Here is a 23304-nt window from a genome sequence, read left to right on the forward strand (position 1 = left end):
CGGCTCGCCGCCTGCCGACCCCTGTGCCAGCATCGAACGGATGAACCGCATCACGCACGTCACCCGCGCGGGTCTCACGTTCGACGTCACCGACGCCGGCCCGCTGGACGGTCCGGTCGTCCTGCTCCTCCACGGCTTCCCGGCGAACCGCACGAGCTGGGACGGTGTGGTGCCGCACCTCCATGCGGCCGGGTTCCGCACGCTCGCCCCGGACCAGCGCGGCTACTCGCCCGGCGCCCGCCCCCAGGGCCGCGGCGCGTTCCGCATCGCCGAGCTCGTCCGCGACGCGCTCGCCGTGGCCGACGCGGCCGGCGCCGACCGGTTCCACGTGGTCGGCCACGACTGGGGCGGCGCGGTCGCCTGGCACCTCGCGCTCGTCGCTCCGCAGCGGCTCACCCGTCTGACAGCCGTCTCGACCCCGCACCCCTCGGCCTTGCGGACCGCGATGGTGACGTCCACCCAGGTCCTCAAGTCCTGGTACATGGCGTTCTTCCAGCTGCCCGTGCTTCCCGAGCGGTTCCTCGAAGGCCGGGTGGCGGGCCTCGTGAGAGCAGGCGGGGTCCCACCCGCGCTCGCGAGCCGGTATGCCGAGACGATGTCGGAGCCCGGCGCGCTGACCGCCGCGCTGGACTGGTACCGCGGGGCATGGCTGCCCGGCGGCTCCCCGATGCCCGCGAACGACCCGGCTGTCCGGGTCCCCACCACGTACGTGTGGGGCCGTCACGACGAGGCGTTGGGCCGGCGCGCCGCCGAGCTGACGCGACGCTACGTCTCGGCGCCGTACCGCTTCGTCGAGCTCGACGAGGGGCACTGGATCCCCGAGGTGGCGCCGGAGCGGCTCGCGCAGGAGATCCTCGCCGGTCCGTGACCGTGCATCGCCTTCCGGATCAAGCCCGCAACGTCTCCAGCAGCCAGGCGAGGCTCTCGGCCCGGAGGGGGTCGAGGAAGGTGTGGCCGCCGTCGAAGACCACGAGCTCGCAGACTCCCGGGGCGAACGGACCGGCGACTGCCTCGACGTCGGCGACCGGGAAGAGGGCGTCGTCCCGGCCCGCGAGGACGCGGGCCCGCTGACCGTCGAGGGCCCGTGCCAGCAGGTGGACGTCGCCGGCGCTCTGCAGCCCGGGGACGAACCATGCGGGGTTGTGCGCGATCGCGTCGCGCTCCAGCCCCGCGAGCGTCCCGACCCCGCAGCTGACGACGCCCGCCGCGAGGCGCGGGTCGCACGCGAGGCCGAACAGCGCGACCTGCCCACCGAGCGAGTGACCGACGATGCCCGCACGCGGCACCCCCACCTCCTGGAGCAGCCAGGAGGTCGCGAGGGCGACGTCCAGCGTGTGCTGCCCCTGGAGCGTGGCGCCGCGCGTCACGCGGTACCAGGCGTCCATCTGCTCTGCCCGACGCGGGTCGGTGCCCGGCCGCCGACGCTCCTCGAAGCCGAGGAGGTCGGGCACGATCGTCGCCGCGCCCGCCCGCGCGAGAGCCGCGCCGTAGGCCAGCTGGGGATCGCCGGCGATGCCCGCCACCTCGCTCTTGCCGTGCACGTAGTCGTCACCGTGCTGGTGGACGGCGACGACCGCGCTCGACGGCGCCCCCTCCCACGGCGTGAGGAACAGGCACGGGACGTCGTGGCCGTCCGGGGACGCGAGGACGAGCCGCTCGATGCCGACGTCGCCGTGCCGCTCGCGCTCGCCCCGGACGACGTCGCTCGGGTGGCGCTCGTCAGGGGCTCCGATCCCCAGGAGCGAGCGGATCTCGGTGCGTTCGCTGGGCATGCGGCTCCTCCGTCGGTGGTGCCCTCGATCGTATCGATCGCTCACTAGGCTGTGCGCATGCAGATCGAGCGCCGCCCGTACGACCACCCGCACGTCCAGGCGCTCGTCGGGCGGCTCCAGGCGGAGTACGTCGGCATCTACGGCACCCCGGACCTCGCCCCCGCCGACCCGGGACAGTTCGCCCCGCCCCGCGGCGCCTTCGCGCTCGGCTACGAGGACGACGTGCCGGTCGCGATGGGCGGCTGGCGGCTGTGCGACGACGGTCGCGCCGAGCTCAAGCGCATGTACGTCGTCGGCGAGCAGCGCGGTCGCGGCCTGTCGCGGCAGGTCCTCGCATGGCTGGAAGCCTCGGCGGTCGACGCCGGGATGACGGAGATGATCCTCGAGTCCAACCAGAAGCACCCCGCCGCCCTCGGCCTCTACCGCTCGCACGGCTACGAGCCCATCCCGGCGTTCGGGTACTACAGCGACAGCCCCGAGAACGTGTGCCTCGGGCGCCTGATCGGTCGTCCCGACCGCGCGACCGTCGTCCCCGGCAGGCCTGCGACGTAGTGCGGGGTCGCCGGTCTCGACGTCCACCACACCCAGCACTTGCATCGGCGGAGGCTGCGCGGCGCATCCCTCGCCCCGTCTTCGTGCGTCCTGGTTGCACCGCCGGCGTCGACGGCTTCTCATGGGGTGGAGCTGCGCGCCGCTGGGAGGGTTGTGAGGATGGACGGTCTGCACCTGATGTACGCCTGCGTCGGTGCGGTCGCGGTCGTGCTGGCTCTCACCAGCCGCCGGTTGCGTGAGCTGCCGCTGAGCGAGCCGCTCGTCGGGCTGGTCCTCGGCGTGCTCGTCGGACCCGCCGTGCTCGGGCTCGTCGCGCTCGAGCCCGCGACGCGCGACGTCCTGCTGCTCGAGGGTTCGAGGCTGCTCCTGTCCTGGTCGGTGATGGCCGCGGCGCTGCGATACCCGTCGACCGAGCTCCGCAGCCTGATCGCTCCCGTCCTCCTGCTCCTGGGCGTGGTCATGCCGGCGACGGCCCTGCTGTCGGGAGCGGCGGCTCTTCTGCTCGGACTCCCCCTCGCGCTGGCCGCCGTGGTCGGCGCGTGCCTGTGCCCGACGGACCCGGTGCTCGCCGCGTCGGTCGTGACGGGAGGTCCCGCCGAGCGCGACCTCCCGTCGAGGTTGCGCAAGCTGCTCACCACGGAGAGCGGTGCGAACGACGGGCTGGCGCTACCGCTGGTCGCGATCGCCCTCACCGTGGCCGTGCCCGGGACCAGCGCGCTCGGGGTCACGGGCAGGATCGTCTGGGAGGTCGTCGGTGGAGCGCTGGTCGGCGTGGCGGTCGGTGCCCTGACCGGTCTGGGGGTGCGGTGGGCCACCCGGCACGACGACCTCGACTCCGGGCCCGATCTGGTGCTCACTCTGCTGCTCGCGGTCGCCGCGCTCGGAGTGGCACGGGTTGCGCACACCGACGGGGTCTTTGCCGTGTTCGTCGCCGGCCTCGCCTACAACCGCGCCATCGGCTCGGGTGAGCGTGGTGTCCAGGACCACGTGGACGAGGCGATCAACCGGTTCGCCGTCATCCCGCTCTTCGTCGTGCTCGGCGCCGTCCTGCCGTGGCAGGAGTGGGGCGCGCTCGGGCTGCCGGCCGTAGCGTTCGTCGCCGCCGTCCTGCTGCTGCGCCGGCTGCCGGTCGTGCTCGCGCTGCGCCGGCCTCTCGGTCTGAGCCGGCGCGACGCTGCCTTCGCGGGCTGGTTCGGCCCGATCGGGGTGAGTGCGATCTTCTACGTGGCCCACAGCCTCGACCAGGGGATCCACGACTCCCGATTCTTCGCAGCCGGCACGCTCGCGATCGCGACGAGCGTCGTCGCGTTCGGCGTGACAGCCGCCCCAGGACGCCACGCCTACTCACGGGCCTCTCACGACGAGTGACCGTCGCGGTGCGTGTCGCGTCGTCCGTGCCTACCGTGGAGATGTCTCTGCACAGTGTGCGCCTCACCCGCCGCCGCCGGGACCGATGACCACGACGGCTCCGTCGGTCGGACCAGCAGGCCGTGCGTCAGCGGGAACGGGCGACGCGACGGCGAAGGGAGCGGTCCGATGACCATGCATGACGAGCGGGAGACAGACGGCCAGCGTAGCGACGAGAAGTCGCACCAGATGAGAGGTATGTATCTCCGTTTCGCGGCGATGATCCTCACGGGGATGGTCGTCATGTACTTCGTGATGTTCGTGGGCTCCTGGGAGTGGAGCCACGTGCGCTTCAGCCAGAGCCGGGTGTTCATGGCACTGACCATGGGTGGGGCGATGGCTCTCGTGATGCTCGGCTGGATGCTCAACATGTACAAGAGCGCCAAGGCCAACATCGCCATCGTGACCGCGGGCGTCGTGCTGCTCGCGGGCGGGGTGTTCCTCGACCGTAGCCAGACGACGGTGCAGGACTCGAGCTGGATGAGCGCGATGATCCCTCACCACTCGCTGGCGATCACGCGCTCCGAGCGGGCCGAGATCGCCGACGTGCGCGTGTGCGAGCTCGCCGCCTCGATCAGCGAAGCCCAGCGGCGCGAGATCGACGAGATGGACTGGCTGATCGAGGACATCGACCGCAACGGTCTGGCCACGACGCCCGAGGAGGCCGAAGCGCGCCCCGTCCCGACGTTCGAGGCGTCTGCCGATCGAGACTGCGCCACGGGCTGACGCGCTCGGCCGCGCCGTGGGCGCGGCCCGGCGCCGTCCGGCCCACGGAGTGGAAGAGAGCCGCCGGTAGCGGCGCAGCGTGACGAGTGCGGGGAGCGCCGCGTACGCCAGGCAGGTGGTGACGAGGGCCACCTCGCCGACCCCGGAGGTCGTGAACAGCATGAGCACCCGGATGGCGGCGGCGATGACGAGGAACATCGCGACGGTCGCGCCTGCAACCGCGCGCCGGCTCCGCGGACGCCGCTCGACGGCGTGCCCGAGACGGTGGTCCACGAGCCCGAGCACAAGGCCGACCAGCGCACCGGGCGGGCCGACCATGATGACGAGGAGGAACAGGTAGCCGATCCCCTGGACCATCGCCTCGAGGCCGGTGACAAAGGCGCCGACGACGACGACCCCGGCCCACAGTGCGCTCGGCACGACAGCCCCGACGACGACCCACTTCCACACGATGTGCAGGGCACGCCACCGCTCGCGGGCTGTTCGGTCGGGTGCCGTCCGGGCGGGAACTGCCGGGGCGGGAACTGCCGGGGCGGGGAGCTCGGCGTCGGCCGCACGCCAGGGTCGTCCATGGTCAGGTCCTCTCCGATGGCTGACGCCGACGCCGACGCCACGACTCTCCTGACTGCCGCGAGCGCGCTCGCCAAGTCTCGCAGAGAAGGCATGCTGGATGCATGGACGAATCGCCGCTCATCACGGACCGGATCGAGTCGACGCCCGTCGAGGCGACGCTCACGAACGAGGGAGGTCGCTGGGTGCTGTTCATGCACCGCGTGCTGCCGCAGCCGGTCGACGCCGTCTGGCCGATGCTCGTCGACCCGGAGCACGTGGACCGCTGGTCACCGGTCGTCCCCGACCGACCGCTCACCTCCACCGGGCCCGCGACGTGCCGCCAGCACCCGACCGACCCAGGCGTCGACGCGGAGGTCCTCGTCTGCGACGCGCCGAGGGAGCTCGTCCACCGGTGCGGGGACCAGATCCTGCGCTGGACGCTCGAGCCCGCCGCGGGCGGCGCGCGCCTCGCCCTGGAGCACACGTTCGACAAGCGCGCCGACGACGGTGCCCTCGCAGCGGGCTGGCACATCTGCCTCGCGGTCCTCGACGCGGTTCTCGACGGGCACGACGTCGAGCGGGTCGTCGGCTCCCGGGCGCTGGACTACGGCTGGGAAGCCCTCAAGGCTCGATACGAGGCCTCGCTCGCCTGAGGCGCACACCCCCTAGAGTGGCGCGATGACGCCCTACTCCCGACCCGCACTGACCCCGGCACCGGTCTATCGCGACGCGGCCGGGGCTCCGATCCCCTACGGGGACCGGTGGGAGGACGAGGCACCGGGCGAGGCGTACAGCACGACGATGCACCCGGAGCGGTTCGCCCCGCTGCACGAGGTGGCGCAGGCGCTCGTCGACCACCTCGTGAGCGAGTACGACGCAGAGGCGAGCGACGATCTCGCGCACGCCGCCGACCTGCTCCATTCGCAGGCCGACGCCGTGCGAGCCGTCCGGATCACACCCTCGGACCCGGACGCCGCGCCGCTCACCGTGGTGCTGACGAGCTTCCCGCACGTCGTCGTCCACGCCGGTGCGCTGCAGGACTTCCCCTACCCGGACTGCGGCTGCGACGCGTGCGACGACGACGTCCTCCTCCTCGCGGGCGAGATGGAGAGCGACGTGCTCGCGGTCGTCGAGGGACGGTTCGTCGAGACCGTCGCGCGGCGCTGGATGCCGGGCCCGCCGTGGGTCCGGACGGCGGTGACCTACCGCGTCCTCTCCGCCGACGGCGCGGAGAACGGCGGCGGCGGATTCGTCGGTGGCCCGGACCCCGTCCGCCGCGCCCGCGCTGCGCGTCGCCGGCTCGCGCGGCTCAGCGACGGCTGGAAGCCGTGGCCAGCCCGGCGTCGATGAGCGTGGTGGCGCCCGCGCGCGCGGTCGCCGCCCAGGTGGCGTCGTGCGTGATGGCGGCCATGGTCTGGACGCCCTCGGCGAGGAGGACGAGCTGCGGTGCGACGCCCGGATCGAGACCCACGTCGGCCGCGAGGCCTGCGACGTAGTCGGCGAAGCCCTCCTTGTGGGCACGCACCGCCTCGGCGACGTCCGGGTTCACGGAGCCGAGCTCGCCGAAGGTGTTGATGAAGCCGCAGCCACGGAACGTGTCCTCGCCGGTCCATCCGACGAGGTAGTCGTAGATGGCGAGGAGCTTCTCGCGGGGCGTCGGTGCCGCGTCTACCTCGCGGGAGAGGCACTCCTGCCAGGAGTGCGCGCGCCGCTCGAGGACGGCGAGGACGATCGCGTCCTTGGACGGGAACTCGCGGTAGAGACGCTTGAGGGAGACCCCGGCTCCGGTGCGGAGCTCGTCCATGCCCACCGCCTGGACACCGCGGGAGTAGAAGAGGTCGTCGGCTGTCGCGACGACGGTGTCGCGGATGCTCGGCTCGGTCATGAGGACTTCTTTCACCATTCACCAAACTGGGGGTTGCGGGGAGAACGCTCGTTCTCTAGTGTAGTCGACATCGGGGAGAACGACCGCTCTCCTCTCGATCGGACAGGAGCAGACACATGCCGTACGTCACCACCGGGACCGAGAACTCCGCCAGCATCGACATCTACTACGAGGACCACGGCCCCGCCGACGCCGCCCCCGTCGTCCTCATCCACGGCTACCCGCTCGACGGTCGATCCTGGGAGCGTCAGACGCGCGCACTCCTCGACGCCGGCCACCGTGTCGTCGCCTACGACCGCCGCGGCTTCGGGAAGTCCAGCCACCCGGCCACCGGTTACGACTACGACACGTTCGCCGCGGACCTCCACGCGCTCCTCGAGACCCTCGACCTCCATGACGTCACCCTCGTCGGGTTCTCGATGGGCACCGGCGAGGTCGCCCGCTACGTCGGCACCTACGGCACCGAGCGCCTGAGCCGGCTCGGCTTCCTCGCCTCCCTCGAGCCCTTCCTGCTCCAGACGGACGACAACCCCACCGGCGTCCCGCAGTCCGTCTTCGACGGCATCGCCCAGACGGCCCGCGCCGACCGCTTCGCCTGGTTCACGAACTTCTTCGCCGACTTCTACAACCTCGACGAGAACCTCGGGTCCCGCATCAGCGAGGAGGCCGTCCGTGCGAGCTGGGCCACCGCAGCCGCGAGCGCCCCCGATGCCGCCTACGCCGTGGTCCCCTCGTGGCTCACGGACTTCCGGGCCGACGTCGCGGCCGTCCGCACGGCCGGGCTGCCCACGCTCATCCTCCACGGCACGGGCGACCGCATCCTCCCGATCGACTCGACCGGACGCCCGTTCGCCGAGTACTTCCCCGAGGCGACGTACGTCGAGGTCGAGGGCGCCCCGCACGGCCTCCTGTGGACCCACGCCGACGAGGTCAACGCCGCCCTGAAGGCCCTGCTGGCCCGCTGACCCAACCGCCCGTCGCCCGACGGGGCGTGCAGGGCGTGCTCTTGCGGACGGGACGTGCTCTGCAGCCGACGCCCCGCCCTCGAGAGCACGCCCTGTCGAACGCGGCGGCGCGACGACCAGCCCTACCGCGACCGCGCCGAGCAGGAGGCCCGCGACCGTGGCCGGCGTGAACGGGTCCCCGAAGAGCAGGGCGCCGGCGACCGCGGTGGTCGGGGCCACGAGGTAGAGCAGCGCGTTGAGCACCGTGATACCGAGGCGGCGCAGCAGGTACCAGTAGAGCGCGTAGGCGACGAGCGTCGGGAACACGGCGATGAGCACGGTCGAGGCCCAGAAGCTCACGGTGGTCGGCGGGACGAGGGCCCCGGCGGCCGCCGCGAGGACCGTCACGGCCAGCAGCGTGACGGCGGCATGGGTGGCGAGCGTCGCGAAGACGCCGAGCCGGGCGCTGGTCCGGCGGTCGAGGAACGTCGCGGTGACGAGGCTGGCCAGCGCGGCCGCCGGCAGCAGGTAGGCGGGGGTCGGCGACACGGACGCCGAGGCGTCCGCCATGACGACGAGGACGACCCCGACAGCTCCGAGCACCAGGCCGACCCACTGCAGCGCCCGGACCCGCAGCCCGAGGAGGGGGCCGACCAACGTCGCGACGAGCAGCGGCTGGACAGCGTCGATGAGCGCGGTCGTGCCGACGGCGACCCCGGCGCCGACCGCCATGTAGATCGGCAGGACGTAGCCGAGCTGGGCGAAGAGGCCGATGCCGAGGTGCGGTCGCACGTCGTGCCAGAGCGGCATGCGGACGGGCTGCGCCCGGCGCCTGAGCGCCACCGTGCAGGCCAGGAGGATCGCCCCGACGACGTACCGCCAGAAGAGCACGGTGAGGACCGGTGCGGTGTCCGTGCCGACCTTCGCGATGACGAATCCGGAGCTCCAGGTCAGGACGAAGGCGACCGACGCGCCGACGAGCAGCAGACGCTGGGGTATACCGATCGGTGTACTCATGACGTCGACTATACAGAGCGGTATAGTCGATCGCATGCGGACCACGAACCAGCCCGAGGAGATGCCGCGCTACACGCCCGGTGCCGAGCAGCTCCTGGCCGCGGCGTCCGACCTCTTCTACCGCGAGGGGATCCACGCGGTCGGCGTCGACGCCATCGCCGCCGCCGCGGGGGTCACCAAGAAGACGCTCTACGACCGCTTCGGGTCGAAGGAGGCGCTGGCCGTCGCCTACCTCCGCAGGCGTGACGCCCGCTGGCGCGAGCACCTGGAGCGCGAGCTCGAGCGCGAGCAGGAGGGCAGCGTGGACCGCATCCTCGCGGTGTTCGACGTCTCCGGTCGGTGGGCCGTCGAGAACAGCGCCAAGGGCTGCAGCGCCATCAACGCCCACGCGGAGACGAGCGACCCCGACGATCCGGTCGCCGTCGAGACCACCCGCCAGAAGCGATGGATGCACGACGTCTTCGAGCAGCTCTGCCTGGAGGCGGGCGTCGCCGGTGCCGACCGGGCGGCCAGGACGCTCATGCTCCTCTACGAAGGCGGCCTCGTGACGGTCGGGATGGACACCTTCGCCGAACCGTTCGCCGCCGCGCGGGACGCGGCGTCGTCGCTGCTCGCGGCGTCGGGAGCGACGATCGCCAGGAGCTCCCCGACCTCGTGAGCGGCCGTCGTCGGGTGACGGAAGAGGAGGGCGCGCACGGCCGGAGCTCCAGCCTCACGCCCGACGCGACCCGACGAGACCTCTCTCGTACGCGAGGATCACGGCCTGCACCCGGTCCCGCACGCCGAGCTTGGCCAGCATGTTGCCCACATGGGTCTTCACCGTCGTCGAGGACAGCACGAGACGTTCCGCGATCTCGGCGTTCGACAGCCCTTCCGCGACACAGCGCAGCACGTCGAGCTCACGCGGGGTGAGCGTGCGCAGGAGCGGGTCGAGCACGTCCGGACCGTCGGCGTCGGTGGCCGCGCCGTCGGTGGCCGCGCCGTCGGGCAGGTGCGGGGCGAACAGGTCGAGCATGCGGCGCACGATCCGCGGCGCGACGACCGAGCTCCCCGACGCCACGGTCCGGATCGCCTCGACGAGCTCCTCCGGCCGGGAGTTCTTGAGGAGGAAGCCGCTGGCTCCCGCGCGCAGCGCTGCGAAGGCCGCCTCGTCGACGTCGAACGTGGTCAGCACGAGCACCCGCGTCGCGGGGTGCTCCGCGACGACGCGCCGGGTGGCCTCGATGCCGTCCGTGCCAGGCATGCGGATGTCCATGAGCACGACGTCCGGGTGCAGCGCGGCGACCTGTTCCACCGCGACCGCCCCGTCGGACGCCTCCCCGACGACCTCGAGATCGGTCTCGGACTCGATGACGAGGCGCAGGCCCATGCGCAGGAGCGCCTGGTCGTCCACGAGGAGCACGGTCGTCATCGGTCGCCTCCGTCTCCGTCGTCGTCGCGTTCGTCGAGGTCGCCGTCGCAGGGCAGCACGACGTGCACGCGCCATCCTCCGTCGTGCCGGGGGCCCACGTCGACCCGGCCGCCGAGGAGCGCGGCGCGCTCACGCATGCCGGAGACACCTCGACCCGTCCCACCGCCCACCACCGGTCGCGTGCCGCCGTCGTCGAGCACCTCGACCTCGACGACGGACGCGGTGCGCCGGACGCGGACCTCGACGGATGCGGTGCCGGGGGCGTGCCGGAGGACGTTCGTCAGCGCCTCGGAGACGATGCGCACGAGCGCGAGGCGCACCGAGGTGTCCGCCGGGAGCACCACGTCGAGGCCGGTCGCGGTGAGCGGGAGACCCGCGGCGCGGTACCGGTCGACGATCGTCCGCAGGTCGGTCTCCGTCGGCGTCGTCCGTTCGGCCCCCGATGCGTCCTCGTCCGAGGGGTCGAACACCCCGAGGACCCGCTGCATGTCGGCCAGCGCCGCCCGCCCGGTCCGGGAGAGCTCGAGGAGCGCCTCGCGCGAGCGGTCGGGAGCACGGTCCAGCGCGGCGCCCGCCCCGTCGGACAGGGCGATCATCACGGACACGCTGTGCGCGACGATGTCGTGCATCTCGCGGGCGATGCGGCCTCGCTCCGAGGCGCGGCCGAGCGCGGCGCTCGCCTCGTGGTCCCGCGCCGCCGCCGCCTCGCGGTCCACGCCCGCCTGCGCGTCGAGCCGCCTGGCCCGCACGGCCGAGCCGGCGGCGACCGCGCCGAGGAGGAGCACGAGGAGGAGCGTCGCCGACGCGGACCGCCGGCCCGGGGAGAACTCCGGCTCGGCAAGCTGGCGAGCAGGCTCGGCGTCGGCCGGCAGCGGCATGTTGCCCCAGAGGAGGATCTCGCCGACACCGATGTCCTGCCAGTTCCAGGACACGAACGCGAGCACGCAGAGCACGACCGCCCCCGTCCCCCACGTGACGGGCGCGGAGCGTTCGGTCGCGACGGAGTAGAGGGCGATCGCGAGGCAGACGCCGAGGATCCCGAGGACGCCCGTGAGGACGATCGAGAGGATACCGAGGACGGTGAGCGCCACGACGACCGCGAGGGGCCGTGCCCGCCGAGCCGTCAGCAGAGCGGCTCCGAGCACGGTCCCGACGAGCCACGCCGTGGGCACCGTCCACAGCTGCGACGCACCGGGAGGGAACATGCCGAGGCGGATGATGCCGTCGACGGTCGACCACGCGAGCGCCGCCGTGACGCAGCCGAGCAGCAGGACGACCGCACCGGTCACGGCGTGGACCATCCACGGGCGACGGCGGCCGGAAGGGTGCGCGGGCATGTGGCCTACCCTCTCACCGTCGACGGCTCCCCTCACCGGCGCACCCCCGTGAGCACGTCGTCGGTGCGCAGCCGGACCGCGGCGACGACGAGCAGCCCGAGCACCCAGGCCGCGAGGACGAGGCCCGCGCCCCACGCCCCGAGGTGCGGGCCGAGGCTCGCCGCCTCGACTGAGGCAAGCTGGGCGTCGTCGCGCACCAGGCGGGCGCCGACCCCGGGCAGGAGCGCGCGTGCCGTGTCGGCGACGCGTCCCGGGTTGGCGGCGAGGACCTGGTCGAGCACGACGAGGAGCACCACGCCGCCGACGAGCGCCGCGGCCGGGCTGCGCAGGAGCGCACCCGCTGCGAGACCGAGCAGAGCGACGGCCGTCAGGTACGCCACGAACCCCACGAGGGCTCGCGACGAGCCGTCCGTCTCGAGGAGCGCGAGGCCGGTGGCGTCCCGCTGCGCGACGGTCACGAGGACGGCCGCTCCGAGAGCGACGACCGCGGTGACGACCGCGACGGCGGCCGTGAGCAGCGTCTGCGCGGCGAGCACGGGCAGGCGCCGCGGGACGGCCGTGTAGGTGGTGGTCGACGAGCCCGTCGCGTAGTCGGCGGTCCCGACGAGCACACCGAGCACGAGGGCCGCGAGCTGGGCGACGACCACCCCGGAGACGACGAGCGACACCCCGCTCGTGCCGTCTCCGACGCGCACGAACATCCCGAGCCCGACCGCGACGCCCGCAGCCGTGAGCACCACACCGAGAGCCGTCCACACCGTGGAGCCGACGCTCGTGACCTTGGTCCACTCCGACGCGAGGACCCGCGGGAGGCTGACCGCCCGGGCCGGCCTCACGTCACGTCCCGGGTGCGCAGGCGGACGCCGGCCGCGACGAGCGGTAGGAGGATCCACGCGCCGAAGACGAGCCCGCCGCCGACCGGACCGAGGTCAGGAGCACCGTCGACGCCGCCGGCCTCGGGGTCCGTCGTCATGCGGAACGCGGCGTCGCCGGGCAGGAGCGCGACGGCGGTGCTCACCGGGTCGAGCTCGACCACGTCCGTCTCGACGGGCGCCGGCCCCGTCGGCGGTCCCGCGACGAGCTCGGACGCCAGGCTGAGCGCGACTGGCACGACGAAGACGAGCGCGAGCGCGAGCGTCATCGCCGGCACGGTGCGCCGCAGGAGCGACCCGATCGCGAGGCCGAGCACCGCCATGCCGAGGAGCATGAGGGCGGACCCGAGGAGCATCTGGGGCGTCCAGTCCGCGGTGAGGTCGAGCGGGATGTCTCGGGAGCGTGCCGCGGGCAGGACGCCGAGGACGGCGGCGACGAGGGCCAGAGCCGCGACGAGCGCACCGACGACCGCCACCACGACAGTCCGGGCGGCGAGGACGGACAGCCGGCGCGGGACCGCCGTGAACGTCGTCCGGAACGCCCCGGTGCGGAACTCACCCGTCCCGACGAGGACACCGAGGACGAGGGTGCCGATCTGGGAGAGTGCGAGCCCGTCGGGCAGCGAGGCCGACGGGTCGAAGCCCGGGTCCCCGGACGAGGCGTTCGCGGAGAGGTACGTGACGACCCACGACACCACGACGGTGACGATCGCGATCCAGGCGGTCGAGCGCAGGCTGAGCACCTTGGTCCACTCCGAGGCGACGACGCGAGGGAACGTCGGACCACGGTGCACGGCGGCAGCGTCACGGCCTCGTGCGCGGGCGGAGAGTGCGGCGGGAGCCGTCATCGGGAGCCTCCGATGGGGGCCGAGACGTCGGCGGTGGAGCGGCCGTGGTGCTGGTCGCCGGCGCGGCCGTGGTACTCGACGGAGTCCGCGGTGAGCTGGAGGTAGGCCTCCTCGAGGGATCCGCCCTCGGTCGAGAGCTCGAGCACGGTGGCCCCGCAGCGTCCGGCGGCGGCGCCGACCTCGTCGACCGTCGTCCCACGCACGTGGAGCACGCCGGGACCCTGCGGCGCGACGTCGGCGCCGAGCGCGAGCAGCGCCCGCGCGAGCACCTCCGGGCTCGCCGTCCTCACGCGGACGGTGCCGGCGCGCTCGGAGCGGTCCACGATCTCCTGCACCGTCGCGTCGGCCAGCAGGCGGCCGCGGCCGATGATGACGACCCTGTCGGCGCACAGCGCGAGCTCGTGCATGAGGTGGGACGAGAGGAGGACCGTCCGTCCCTCGGCCGCGAGGTCGCGGACGAGCCTGCGGACCCAGAGCACGCCGTCCGGGTCGAGGCCGTTGACCGGCTCGTCGAGGATGAGCGTCTCAGGGTCGCCGAGCAGCGCCGTCGCGATGCCGAGCCGCTGTCCCATGCCGAGCGAGAAGGTCCCGGCCCGGCGGCGGGCGACCGACTCCAGGCCGGTCATCGCGATGACCTCGTCGACGCGGGCGCGCCCGATGCCGTGTGTCCGCGCGTGGGCGAGGAGGTGCTTGACCGCCGTGCGCCCTGGGTGCACGGAGCGGGCGTCGAGCATGACGCCCACCGCGTGCAGCGGCGCGGGCAGGTCGGCGTAGCGCATCCCACCGACGGTCGCGGTGCCCGCCGTGGGGCGCTCGAGCCCCACGATCACGCGCATCGTCGTCGACTTCCCGGCACCGTTGGGGCCGAGGAACCCGGTCACGGTGCCGGGGCGGGCCGTGAAGCTCAGCCCGTCCACCGCCGTGGTGGTCCCGTAGCGCTTCGTCAACGCTTCTACCTCGATCATGACTCTCCCGTCGTCGGCGGCGGGCCGTCACATGGTGCCGACCCGTCCGCCGTCGACGCTACGGAGAGCACCCGGGCGCGAGGACCTCCCGGCGGCCGAGATCCGCGGTGGGTTCGCCTCCTCCTCGAGGATGAGCCGGTCAGCCGTAGGTGCTGCGCGCTGCGAGGGCGTTCTCGCCGCGACGGGCGCCCTCGGTACAGTCGAGGGATGAGACACTCCCAGACGCGAGAGCAGGCGTCGGACCTGCCGAGGGCATCCGCAGGGCTCCTGCTCCGCTGGCGATCTCGTGACGCCGCTCCGGCGGAGTAGCCGGGGATGGCCGCCTCCCTCCTCGCTCAGTACCCCGAGCTCGCCCGAGCCTGCATCGTCGTCCTGCTGCTCGCCGCCCCCACGACGGCGGGCTGGCTGCGGACGCGGCCCCGCGCCGCGTGGGGGCTCGTGCTCGTGTCCGGCGTCCTGCTGGCAGCGCTCACCCTTCTGCCCGCTGCGCCGAGAGCCGACATGATGTGCGAGCTCGCCTTCGCACCGCGGGATCTCCTCCGGGTGGAGCCGCTGGCCAACATCATCCTGTTCGTCCCCCTGACCCTCGCCCTGACCGCCGCGACCCGGCGGCCGTGGTCGGCGTTCGCCATCGGCACCGGTGCGTCCCTGCTCATCGAGCTGCTCCAGCTCGGTCTCCCGATGATCGGCCGTTCCTGCACGTCGACCGACTGGGTGGCGAACACGGTCGGCGCCGGGCTCGGTGCGGCGCTCGCGTCGCTCGGGCTGTTGCTGGCTGACCGACGGGCGGGGCGTGACGGTGGAGACGCGCCCCGCGATGCCGAGCGGGCAGGTCGGCGTCCGTCGTAGCCCGCGACGATGCAGCTGCGCGACGAGCTCCGACCTAGGCGCCGCGCCGCCCCGTCCCGTCCGCGACGACGAAGATGTCCCCCGGAGTCACGTCGAGCACGTCGCACAAAGCCCGGAGCGTCGAGATCCGGACGGCTTTCGCCTTGTTGTTCTTGAGGATCGACAGGTTCGCCATGGTGATCCCGGTGCGCCGGGAGAGCTCGGTCAGGGTCATCCCCCGCTCGGTGAGGAGCGCGTCGAGCCGGCACACCACGTCGGCGGGTGGGTCAGACGACACCCGCGGCCTCCTCCTGGAGCTCGGCGCCCGCCCGGAAGGCGAGGAGCAGGATGCAGCCGACGGCCCCGACGAGGATGGTCTGGACGGGCCAGTGCGGGACCTCGAGGCTCACGACCCGGTAGACGTCGGACAGCATCGTGCCGTCGGCATCGAGGCTCTGCCCGGTGAGCGCGACGAGGCGCGCGACCGCCGCCGTGTCGAGCAGGCCCTGGAGCAGCCCGCCGGCCAGGCAGGTGATCCCCGCGACGCCGAGCGCGCGACGCGGCCGGCGCCCGAAGGCATCGCCTCGAGCGACGGCGCGCACGAGCCGGACGACGAACAGCGACGCGACGAACGCCGTGCTCCCTGCGACCAGCGCGGGCGACATGCACAGCAGCCGGACCCCGAGAGGGAGGTCCTCGAGGTAGAGGACGTCCTCGTTCAGGTTGATGAGCTGGAGGAACTGCGGAAGGGCGTCAGCCGGTTGACGCGGGTCCCCTCCGCCGATCGTGAGGAGGTAACGGGCCGTGATCCCGCGGGACCACATCTGCGCCAGCCCGTCCGCCAGGGCGATGCTGCCGGCCGCGACCAGAGCGACCGACGCCGATCTGAGCGCGATCCGCATACTCCGCCGTGGGGTCGCGCGGACGTCCTCGTCCGTGTCGATGGTCGTCTCCATGGCTTCCCCCTGGCTTATCGATGCCGATGTTATCGAGATCGATAAACCTAGAGGTCGATCACCTCGACACGCAAGGGCTCGCGCCGGAGACACGGACGTCGCGTGTGTGGTTGAGTCGGATCGCCGCCACACTCACCACCACCCCGCGAGAGGTCGTCGTCATGAGCACCGGTCCAGGTCCGATCGACGTCAGGTTTACCGCCCCCATCGGGCTCGAGGTCAAGGGTGACGTGTGGTCCTGCGTCGAGGTCCCGGGCTCGGTGGAGCTGTTCGGCACCGGCAAGGCGATCAAGGTCGTCGCGACGGTCGACGACGAGCCGCTGACCCTCGGGCTCATGCCGACTGGGGCGGGCGGTCACATGCTCTCGATCAGCGCGAAGCTCCGGAAGAAGCTCGGCAAGGATGTCGGCGACGACGTCACCGTCCACCTGACCGAGCGGCTGACCTGATGCGACCACCCACCCCGTCCGCTAGCCCTGCTCGCGCAGCACCCGCACGTCCCACGGTCCGAGGGCGATCTCGGTCCCGGCCCCGAGCACCGGGCGACCGTCCGCGAGCAGGTCCTCGGCCGCGACCGGGAGCGTGAGCGTCGCGGGCTCCCACGACCAGTTGTGGACGAAGCGCACCGTCCCGCGCCCCTCGGCCCCGTTCCCACCGGTGACCGTCACCGACTCCGGGCGGTCGACCCCGGCGATCCACGGGTCCGCGAGCGCGACCGGCACGACCCAGCGCACGAGCGCCTCGCCGAGCGCGGGCGAGGGCTGCGTGCCGACGACGGTGATCCGTCCGTCGCCGTGCACGCGCGTGGTCGCGAGCGGCCAGCGGCCGAAGTGCGGGTGGTCGTAGGTGGCGAGGACGTCGGTGCCGTCGTCGGCGACGAGGCCGTCGACCCAGCGCGTGGCGGTCGCGCCGTCGGGCAGCGAGAGGCCGTCCGAGCCACGCACGGGCAGGGCTCCGACGGTCGAGAACTCGTCGTAGGAGACGCCGGCGGCCTCGGCGAGGCGGGCGGGCTGGCGGTCGTCGCGCGCGCGGGCCTCGGTGTCGGCGTACGCGGAGCGGATGCCGAGGACGAGGTGCCCGCCCGCGGCGGCGTAGTCGCGGAGCCAGTCGAGCTGCTCGTCGGACGCGACGTAGAAGCCGGGGACGACGAGCGCGGGAAGCTCGGCGACCACGTCGGCGGGCGTGCGGGCGAAGAGGTGGCGTGGGTGGATGACGCGGGCCTGGCGGCGGGCGTCGAAGGCGGCCCGGTACCAGGCGTCGACGATCTTCTCGTAGGAGCGGTCGTCCGGCTGGGTGCCGCCGAAGGGCGGCTGGAAGGCCAGGGCCCACTTGGAGTCGTTGGCGTAGAGGATGCCGAGGTCCGCCTCGGGGACGAGGCCGACGACGGCCTCGCCGGCGGCCGCGAGGTCGGCCCCGAGCGCGGCGACCTGGCGGTAGACGCGGCCGGGCTCGTTGCTGTGCGGCAGGACGCCGCCCCAGTAGGTCTCCGTGCCGTAGGGCAGGGAGTGCCAGTGCCAGTACTCGATGGCGCTCGCCCCGCGGGAGACGAGGGCCCAGGCGGCCTGACGGATCTGGCCGTCGTACGGCGTCTCGTTGAGGCTCGATCCCCAGATGGAGGACGCGGCGGTCTCCGTGACGAGGAACGGCTCCTGGCGCGAGGAGTACATGCGGTCCGCCGTGCGGTAGACGCTCCACGTGCCGGTGGTGAACCACTGCTGGGTGGTGTCCGGGTCGGCCTGGTCGGGCAGCGCGAGGTGGTCCTGCATCCGGTAGTACGGGTTGCCGGCCGTGACGTCGAGGACGGCGGCGACCGCGTCGTCCTCGAGGGCAGGACGGTCGTAGGCCATGCACGTGGTGACGAGCTGGTCGGGGCGCGCGTACTCCCGCACGACGTCGGCCTGCCAGCCGATCATCTCCGTCGTCAGGCGTGCCTGGAAGCGGCGCCACGCGAGGTCGTACTGCGGCTGCGCGTTGTTGTCGGACGTCCAGAGGTCCGCCCACGTGGAGAGGCGGTGCGACCAGTAGGTCAGTCCCCACTCGGCGTTGAGGCGCTCGACCGTGCCGTACTCGTGGCGCAGCTCGTCGACGAAGCGCTGGAACACGCTGTGGTTGTGGAAGAGCTCGTTGCCGGGCTCGTTGTCGACCTGGAAGCCCACGACGGCGGGGTGGTCCGCGTAGCGCTCGACGACGCGGCGCACCACGCGCTCGGCGTAGAACCGGAACGTGGGGTGGCTGAAGTCGGCCTCCTGGCGCGCGCCCCAGCCGGACGGCTGGCCCGTCTTCCGCTCGCCGGCGATCTCCGGGTGCTTGCGTGCGAGCCACATCGGCACCGCGTACGTGGGCGTCCCGAGGATCACCGAGATCCCCCGCGCGTGGGCGCCGTCGAGGACCGGCTGGAGCCAGTCGAGGTCGAAGACCCCGTCCTCCGGCTCCCACGTCGACCACACCGACTCGCCCACCCGGATGAGGGTGAACCCGGCCTCGACCATGCGGTCGAGGTCGACGTCGAGACGCGGCGAGCGCTGGTACTCGAGGTAGTAGGCGGCGCCGAACAGGACGCGGTCGGTGTGCTGGTGGGTCATGGTGTCCTTCGGGTTGCAGGTGGCTCAGGTGCGGTGCGGCGACCGGCCGCGAGATCTGGGGGCGGGCTGGTCAACCCTTGACGGCCCCGGCGGAGAGTCCCTCGAGGAGCTGCTTGCGCAGCACGAGGAAGACGATGAGCATCGGCACCGACGCGAGGACAGCGCCCGGCAGGACGAGGTCGAACGCGCGGTTCTCCGAGGCGTAGAGGATGTTGAGGCCCAGCGGGAGCGTGTAGTTGGTGACGTCGGAGACGATGACGAGCGGCCAGAGGAAGCTGTTGTACGACTGGAGGAAGCTCCACACGCCGAGCGCGCCGAGCGAGGGACGCAGGAGCGGCAGGACCACGCGCAGGAAGATGCCGAACTCGGTGCAGCCGTCGATGCGGGCCGCCTCGAGGATCTCGTCCGGGATCGACTGGACGATGTACTGCTGCATCATGAAGATCCCGAACGCGGGCGCCACCCACGGGATGATGAGCGCGAAGTACGGCGAGCCGAGGCCCGTCTTGACGAGGAGGACGAAGAGCGGGACGAGGATCACCGCGAACGGCACCGACAGCGAGCTGAACATGATGGTGAAGAGCAGCTGCTTGCCCCGGAAGCGGTACTTGGCGAACGCGAAGCCGGCGAGCGCGCAGACGAACACGGAGACGACCGTGGCCACCGTCGCGACGCCGACGCTCATGCCGAACCAGCTCCAGAACGGCTGGCTCGAGAGCAGGCTGCGGTAGTTCTCGAGCGTCGCCGTCGACGGGATGAGCCGGAGCGGCTCGCCGAAGATGTCAGCCCGCGGCTTGAACGAGCCGGAGACCGCGAAGAGCATCGGGAGGACGAAGATCGCGAGAAGCACGACGAGGAGGCAGTAGAGCGCCGCCCGGCTCGGGGTGAGGCGGCTCGGAGCCTTGGTCGTGCGGCCACGGGGTGCGGCAGGAGCGCCGGCGGACGGCGTGGTGACGGTCGTGGCGCTCATGAGGCCCTCCCGATCTGCAGCGCCCGGTTGAGCAGCTGGCTGACGGCGAACACGATGACGAAGAGGAAGACACCCGCGGCGGCGGCGTACCCGAACTGCTGCCGCTCGAAGGCGGCGCGGTAGATGAACATCGCGACCGACAGGGTCGCCTCCCCGGGTCCACCCTTGGTGAGCAGGTACGGCTCGTCGAAGAGCTGGGCGGCGGAGATGAACGACGTGACGACGACGAACGCGGTGACGGGCTTGATGGACGGGAGCGTCACGGTGGTGAACTTCCGGACCGCCCCGGCGCCGTCGAGCTCGGCGGCCTCGTAGAGCTCGCGCGGCACAGCCTGCAGGCCTGCGAGGAAGAAGATCGTCAGGTACCCGACCCAACGCCACAGGAGCACGAAGCTCACGGAGACCTTGGCCCACTCGGGGTCGGAGAGCCAGTCGATGCCGGGAACCCCGAAGAGCGAGTAGAGCATGCTGTTGACCAGCCCGTACTCGCGGTCGAGCATCATCGAGAAGATCAGCGCGACGACGATCGGCGAGACGACCATAGGAACGAAGAAGGTCACCCGGAAGAGATCCCTGGCGCGCAGGCCCTTGGTGTTGAGCGCCTGCGCGATGAGCAGGGAGCACGGCACGATGACCAGGAGCGAGAACGCCACGTAGATGCCGGAGTTTCCGGCAGCGGTCCAGAAGCTCGAGTCCGTGAGCAGCCCGGAGTAGTTGTCGAGGCCCACGAACGTCGGCGTCCCGAGCCCCACCCACGAGGTGAGGCTGAGGTAGATGGCGGCGCCCACGGGCACGATCATGAACAGGACGTAGAGGACGTAGAACGGCGCGATGAAGAGGTACGGCGCGCGCTGCGTGGCGGCGGAGACGCCGCCCGTGCGGGCACGGGCAGCCTGCGGTGGTGCGGCGACGGCGCCGCTGGTGGTCGTGGTGGTCATGTCGATACCTATCGAGAGGCCTGGCTGCGGAAGGTCGCGGCGGCGTCGGACAGCGCCTCGGAGGGGCGCTTGCGTCCGCGGTACGCGTCGACGAGGGCGCCCGAGAGCGCCGTCTGGAGGATGAGGATGTCCGCGCTGAGGTAGACGGGCGGGGCGTCGTCGACGAGGGACGCGAAGACCTCGAAGGCGCGCTGGCCACCGAGGTACTCGTCCTCGGAGGCGAGCAGCCGCTCGTCGGCGTAGACCGACCGGCGGGTCGGGAGGTACCCGAGCTCGGTGAAGCGGCGGACCTGCTGCTCCGGCTCGAGGTACGCGGCCGTGACGAGGCCCGTCGCGGCGTCGGTCTTCACCGAGCCGCTGATCGCGGCGAAACCCGTGCCGCCGCCGACGCTCGTGCGTCCGCCGCCGCCCTGAAACGGGGGCAGGGGGCCGATGCGCCACGACCCGGCCTGCTCGGGCACGTTGGGCTTGAGCCCGTAGGCCTCGTACCAGTTGGCCATCCACAAGCCGATGACGGTGCCGTCCTTGAGGGCGGTCTGCATCGAGGGACCGTAGAAGTCGGACACCGTCGTGAGGAAGCCGGACTGCACGCCGTCGACGAGGAAGGTGAGGACCTCTTCCGCCTCGGGCGTCTCGATGGCGAGCTCGCCGTCGGCGTCGAAGAGGCCTCCGCCGCGCTGGAGGAGGAGCATCCAGAAGATCTGCATGACCTGGCCGAGGTCCGTCCCTGTCGCCACCGCGCCGAGGGACCGGCCGGTCTTCTCGTAGAAGCCCTTGCCGAAGGACGCGAAGTCCTCCCAGGAGTCCGCTTCCGTGGGGACGCCGAGCTCGGCGAAGAGATCGTCGCGGCGGTAGTAGACGACCATCGGCACGTCCGAGTCGAGCGCGTAGAGCGACCCGTCGTGCGTGAAGGGGGCCAAGCGCGCCTCGATGAGGTCGTCGCGGACGTCGGCGACCGCGTCGTCGAGCGGGGCGAGGAGCTCGGGGGCGAGCTCGCCGCGCAGGAGGCGTGCGAAGTTGCCGAGCTCGAGGCCCGCGATGTCGGGCGTTCCCTGGCCGGCGACAGCCTGCGCGATGAGCTTGGTCACGAGGTCGGTGGCCCCGATGCGTGTGGAGCGCAGCGAGTACTCGTAGGGCGTGAGGGACGCGGCGAGGTCGAGGGAGCCCTCGAAGAACTTCATGTAGCCCTCGTCGTGCGTCCACAGGAGCAGGTCGACGGGTCCGGACGTGATCGGAGTGGTCGAGGCGCCCGGGGCGCAGCCGGCCGTCGTGCCGATGGCAGCGGCGGAACCGAGGAGGAGCGCTCCGCGGAGCAGCTCGCGGCGGGTCAGTGCCATGTCAGCTCTCCTCGTCGTGGTCGGGGACCGGGTCGAGGTCGGGTACCGGGGTGGGCGCCTGGGGCGCCCGGTGCACGGGCGTTCGGTCCGGGTGCGGAGGCGCCGTGGACTCGCGCACGACGAGGGTGACCTGCACGGCCGAGCGGCGGGACGCCACGGGACGCCCCTCGATCTCTGCGAGCAGGCGGCGCATCCCTTGACGGGCGATCTCGCCGAAGTCCTGGCGCACAGTGGTGAGCGGGACGTGGAGGTAGGACGCGACGGCGATGTCGTCGAAGCCGACGACGCTCACGTCACCGGGCACGTCGAGCCCCCCGCGCTCGAAGGCGCGGACGAGGCCGATCGCCATGTCGTCGTTCGCGACGAAGACGGCGGTGACGTCGGGGCGCGACGCGAGGAGCACGCCGGCCTCGTAGCCGGAGCCGACCGTCCAGTCACCGTGGACGACCTCCGGGACCGCGCAGCCGGACTCCTCGAGGGCGTCCTGCCAGCCGCTGCGCCGGTTGTGGGTGGTTCCCCAGCCCTCGGGGCCGCCGACGTGCCAGACCGTCCGGTGGCCGAGCGCGAGCAGGTGCTCTGTCGCGGCGCGCGCACCCTGGCGGTCGTCGGCTCCGACGAGGATCCAGTCGTCGTTCGCCTCGGGGCGGTGCTCGAGCGCGAGGACGGGCACGCCCGGCGGCGTGTGCCGCACGGGTCGGAGGGAGTCGGCCGGCTCGGAGACGACGATGCCGTCGACCCCGCGCGAGGCGAGCTCGTCGAGCGCCTCGCCGATGTCGAGCGGGTCACCGCTGCGGGTGTGGACCACGGCGACGGTGTACCCGGCATCCCGAGCGGCCTGCTCGACGCCGACCGCCATCGAGGTGGGACCGAAGAGGGTGCTGCCGGTGGAGACGAAGCCGATGACGCGGCTCCGCGCGGTGACGAGGGCGCGGGCAGCGCCGTTCGGCCGGAAGCCGAGCTCGTCGATCGCGGCCTGCACGCGGGCGCGGACCTCGTCGGAGACGTTGGGCTCGCCGTTGACGACGCGCGAGACCGTCTTCTGGGAGACGTTGGCGGCGCGGGCCACGTCGGTCATCGCCGGGGGGCGCGGTGCGCCACGCTGCGTGCGCTGTGCCGGCGTGCTCGGAACCTGCTCACCCGGTGCCTGCGCGCTCTGGGGCTGCGCACTCTCAGGCTGTACGCCCTGAGACGATGCTCTCTCGGTCATCCTGGCTCCTTTGCCACCCGTTGACTACGTAGTCAGGAGACGAGAGTCACACACCCTGACTACGTAGTCAAGAGCGAGTCCGTCCCCCGAACAGCACCGCGCACGCACACCGGGAGGACGAGGCGTGCTCTTGAGGACGGAGCGTGCGCCGGAGCCGACGTTCCATCCTCGAGCGCACGCCCCGTCGAGCCGGTGGGC

General features: G+C 72.4%; 24 protein-coding genes and 1 pseudogene. 10 read left to right on the forward strand and 15 right to left on the reverse strand.

Annotated elements, in window-relative coordinates; genetic code table 11:
- The first annotated feature begins 40 nt into the window (after positions 1-40).
- The gene (locus tag ABKW26_RS03470; RefSeq protein ID WP_348591040.1) at positions 41-868 is read left to right on the forward strand and encodes an alpha/beta fold hydrolase; all 828 of its coding nucleotides are present in this window, start codon (positions 41-43) and stop codon (positions 866-868) included.
- 19 nt (positions 869-887) lie between these two features.
- Here ABKW26_RS03470 and ABKW26_RS03475 read toward each other — a convergent pair whose 3' ends face one another.
- Entirely contained in the window at positions 888-1772 is an 885-nt protein-coding gene (locus ABKW26_RS03475) for an alpha/beta fold hydrolase (RefSeq protein WP_348591041.1), read from the reverse strand.
- Positions 1773-1829: 57 nt separating this feature from the next.
- Between ABKW26_RS03475 and ABKW26_RS03480 the strand changes: the two genes are divergently transcribed.
- From ABKW26_RS03480 to ABKW26_RS03500, 5 genes are all read left to right on the forward strand, one after another.
- Positions 1830-2324, forward strand: coding sequence for a GNAT family N-acetyltransferase (locus ABKW26_RS03480; RefSeq protein WP_348591042.1), 495 nt, complete (start codon positions 1830-1832; stop codon positions 2322-2324).
- A gap of 159 nt (positions 2325-2483) precedes the next feature.
- Positions 2484-3692 carry a cation:proton antiporter gene (locus ABKW26_RS03485; RefSeq protein ID WP_348591043.1) on the forward strand — a complete coding sequence of 403 codons (1209 nt, stop codon included), beginning with the start codon at positions 2484-2486 and terminating at the stop codon, positions 3690-3692.
- A gap of 228 nt (positions 3693-3920) precedes the next feature.
- Positions 3921-4457 (forward strand): DUF305 domain-containing protein, encoded by a 537-nt coding sequence (locus tag ABKW26_RS03490; protein ID WP_348591044.1) that lies wholly within the window; start codon positions 3921-3923, stop codon positions 4455-4457.
- 674 nt (positions 4458-5131) lie between these two features.
- A complete protein-coding gene (locus ABKW26_RS03495) occupies positions 5132-5662 on the forward strand; it encodes an SRPBCC domain-containing protein (RefSeq protein WP_348591045.1) in 531 nt (176 codons plus the stop codon).
- Positions 5663-5687: 25 nt separating this feature from the next.
- Entirely contained in the window at positions 5688-6359 is a 672-nt protein-coding gene (locus ABKW26_RS03500; protein WP_348591046.1) for a DUF6226 family protein, read from the forward strand.
- Here ABKW26_RS03500 and ABKW26_RS03505 read toward each other — a convergent pair.
- Positions 6319-6894 carry a TetR/AcrR family transcriptional regulator gene (locus ABKW26_RS03505; RefSeq protein ID WP_348591047.1) on the reverse strand — a complete coding sequence of 192 codons (576 nt, stop codon included), beginning with the start codon at positions 6892-6894 and terminating at the stop codon, positions 6319-6321. The genes ABKW26_RS03500 and ABKW26_RS03505 overlap by 41 nt on opposite strands.
- 116 nt (positions 6895-7010) lie before the next feature.
- Here ABKW26_RS03505 and ABKW26_RS03510 point away from each other — a divergent pair, with 116 nt between their 5' ends.
- Positions 7011-7859, forward strand: coding sequence for an alpha/beta hydrolase (locus tag ABKW26_RS03510; RefSeq protein ID WP_348591048.1), 849 nt, complete (start codon positions 7011-7013; stop codon positions 7857-7859).
- A gap of 171 nt (positions 7860-8030) precedes the next feature.
- On the opposite strand, the pseudogene ABKW26_RS03515 reads toward ABKW26_RS03510, so the two are convergent.
- A pseudogene (locus tag ABKW26_RS03515) lies at positions 8031-8891 on the reverse strand (DMT family transporter); the annotation flags it as partial.
- Between ABKW26_RS03515 and ABKW26_RS03520 the strand changes: the two are divergent.
- Positions 8890-9513, forward strand: coding sequence for a helix-turn-helix domain-containing protein (locus tag ABKW26_RS03520; protein WP_348591049.1), 624 nt, complete (start codon positions 8890-8892; stop codon positions 9511-9513). The pseudogene ABKW26_RS03515 and the gene ABKW26_RS03520 sit on opposite strands and share 2 nt — an antisense overlap.
- 54 nt (positions 9514-9567) lie before the next feature.
- Here the strand turns inward: ABKW26_RS03520 and ABKW26_RS03525 are convergent, their stop codons facing one another.
- The 5 genes from ABKW26_RS03525 to ABKW26_RS03545 are packed head-to-tail and all read right to left on the reverse strand — an operon-like array spanning position 9568 to position 14288.
- Entirely contained in the window at positions 9568-10266 is a 699-nt protein-coding gene (locus tag ABKW26_RS03525; protein ID WP_348591050.1) for a response regulator transcription factor, read from the reverse strand.
- Positions 10263-11603, reverse strand: coding sequence for a histidine kinase (locus ABKW26_RS03530; RefSeq protein ID WP_348591051.1), 1341 nt, complete (start codon positions 11601-11603; stop codon positions 10263-10265). Before ABKW26_RS03530 ends, ABKW26_RS03525 begins: the two co-directional genes overlap by 4 nt.
- Before the next feature lie 32 nt (positions 11604-11635).
- Positions 11636-12439, reverse strand: coding sequence for a hypothetical protein (locus ABKW26_RS03535; protein WP_348591052.1), 804 nt, complete (start codon positions 12437-12439; stop codon positions 11636-11638).
- On the reverse strand, positions 12436-13323 hold the full coding sequence (locus ABKW26_RS03540; protein WP_348591053.1) for an ABC transporter permease subunit: 888 nt from the start codon (positions 13321-13323) through the stop codon (positions 12436-12438). Before ABKW26_RS03540 ends, ABKW26_RS03535 begins: the two co-directional genes overlap by 4 nt.
- Positions 13320-14288 (reverse strand): ATP-binding cassette domain-containing protein, encoded by a 969-nt coding sequence (locus ABKW26_RS03545; RefSeq protein WP_348591054.1) that lies wholly within the window; start codon positions 14286-14288, stop codon positions 13320-13322. The genes ABKW26_RS03540 and ABKW26_RS03545 overlap by 4 nt, the downstream gene beginning before the upstream one ends.
- Positions 14289-14603: 315 nt before the next feature.
- On the opposite strand from ABKW26_RS03545, the gene ABKW26_RS03550 reads away from it, so the two are divergent.
- Complete coding sequence (locus ABKW26_RS03550) at positions 14604-15137, forward strand: VanZ family protein (protein ID WP_348591055.1); 534 nt, start codon at positions 14604-14606, stop codon at positions 15135-15137.
- A gap of 34 nt (positions 15138-15171) precedes the next feature.
- On the opposite strand, the gene ABKW26_RS03555 is transcribed toward ABKW26_RS03550, so the two are convergent.
- Together ABKW26_RS03555 and ABKW26_RS03560 are read right to left on the reverse strand one after the other, a co-directional pair.
- Positions 15172-15414 (reverse strand): helix-turn-helix transcriptional regulator, encoded by a 243-nt coding sequence (locus ABKW26_RS03555; RefSeq protein ID WP_348591056.1) that lies wholly within the window; start codon positions 15412-15414, stop codon positions 15172-15174.
- The gene (locus ABKW26_RS03560; protein ID WP_348591057.1) at positions 15404-16072 is read right to left on the reverse strand and encodes a hypothetical protein; all 669 of its coding nucleotides are present in this window, start codon (positions 16070-16072) and stop codon (positions 15404-15406) included. The genes ABKW26_RS03555 and ABKW26_RS03560 overlap by 11 nt, the downstream gene beginning before the upstream one ends.
- A gap of 161 nt (positions 16073-16233) precedes the next feature.
- Here ABKW26_RS03560 and ABKW26_RS03565 point away from each other — a divergent pair, with 161 nt between their 5' ends.
- Entirely contained in the window at positions 16234-16521 is a 288-nt protein-coding gene (locus ABKW26_RS03565) for a DUF1905 domain-containing protein (RefSeq protein WP_348591058.1), read from the forward strand.
- Positions 16522-16542: 21 nt separating this feature from the next.
- On the opposite strand, the gene ABKW26_RS03570 is transcribed toward ABKW26_RS03565, so the two are convergent.
- The 5 genes from ABKW26_RS03570 to ABKW26_RS03590 all read right to left on the reverse strand — a co-directional run bounded on the left by ABKW26_RS03570 (position 16543) and on the right by ABKW26_RS03590 (position 23106).
- Entirely contained in the window at positions 16543-18654 is a 2112-nt protein-coding gene (locus tag ABKW26_RS03570) for a beta-galactosidase (RefSeq protein ID WP_348591059.1), read from the reverse strand.
- A gap of 70 nt (positions 18655-18724) precedes the next feature.
- The gene (locus ABKW26_RS03575) at positions 18725-19624 is read right to left on the reverse strand and encodes a carbohydrate ABC transporter permease (protein ID WP_348591060.1); all 900 of its coding nucleotides are present in this window, start codon (positions 19622-19624) and stop codon (positions 18725-18727) included.
- A complete protein-coding gene (locus tag ABKW26_RS03580) occupies positions 19621-20562 on the reverse strand; it encodes a sugar ABC transporter permease (protein ID WP_348591061.1) in 942 nt (313 codons plus the stop codon). The genes ABKW26_RS03575 and ABKW26_RS03580 overlap by 4 nt, the downstream gene beginning before the upstream one ends.
- Positions 20563-20570: 8 nt before the next feature.
- Complete coding sequence (locus tag ABKW26_RS03585) at positions 20571-21899, reverse strand: extracellular solute-binding protein (RefSeq protein WP_348591062.1); 1329 nt, start codon at positions 21897-21899, stop codon at positions 20571-20573.
- 1 nt (position 21900) lies between these two features.
- On the reverse strand, positions 21901-23106 hold the full coding sequence (locus ABKW26_RS03590; protein WP_348591063.1) for a LacI family DNA-binding transcriptional regulator: 1206 nt from the start codon (positions 23104-23106) through the stop codon (positions 21901-21903).
- Positions 23107-23304 lie beyond the last annotated feature (198 nt).

The organism is Sanguibacter sp. 25GB23B1, assembly GCF_040012415.1.
GTDB lineage: Bacteria > Actinomycetota > Actinomycetes > Actinomycetales > Cellulomonadaceae > Sanguibacter.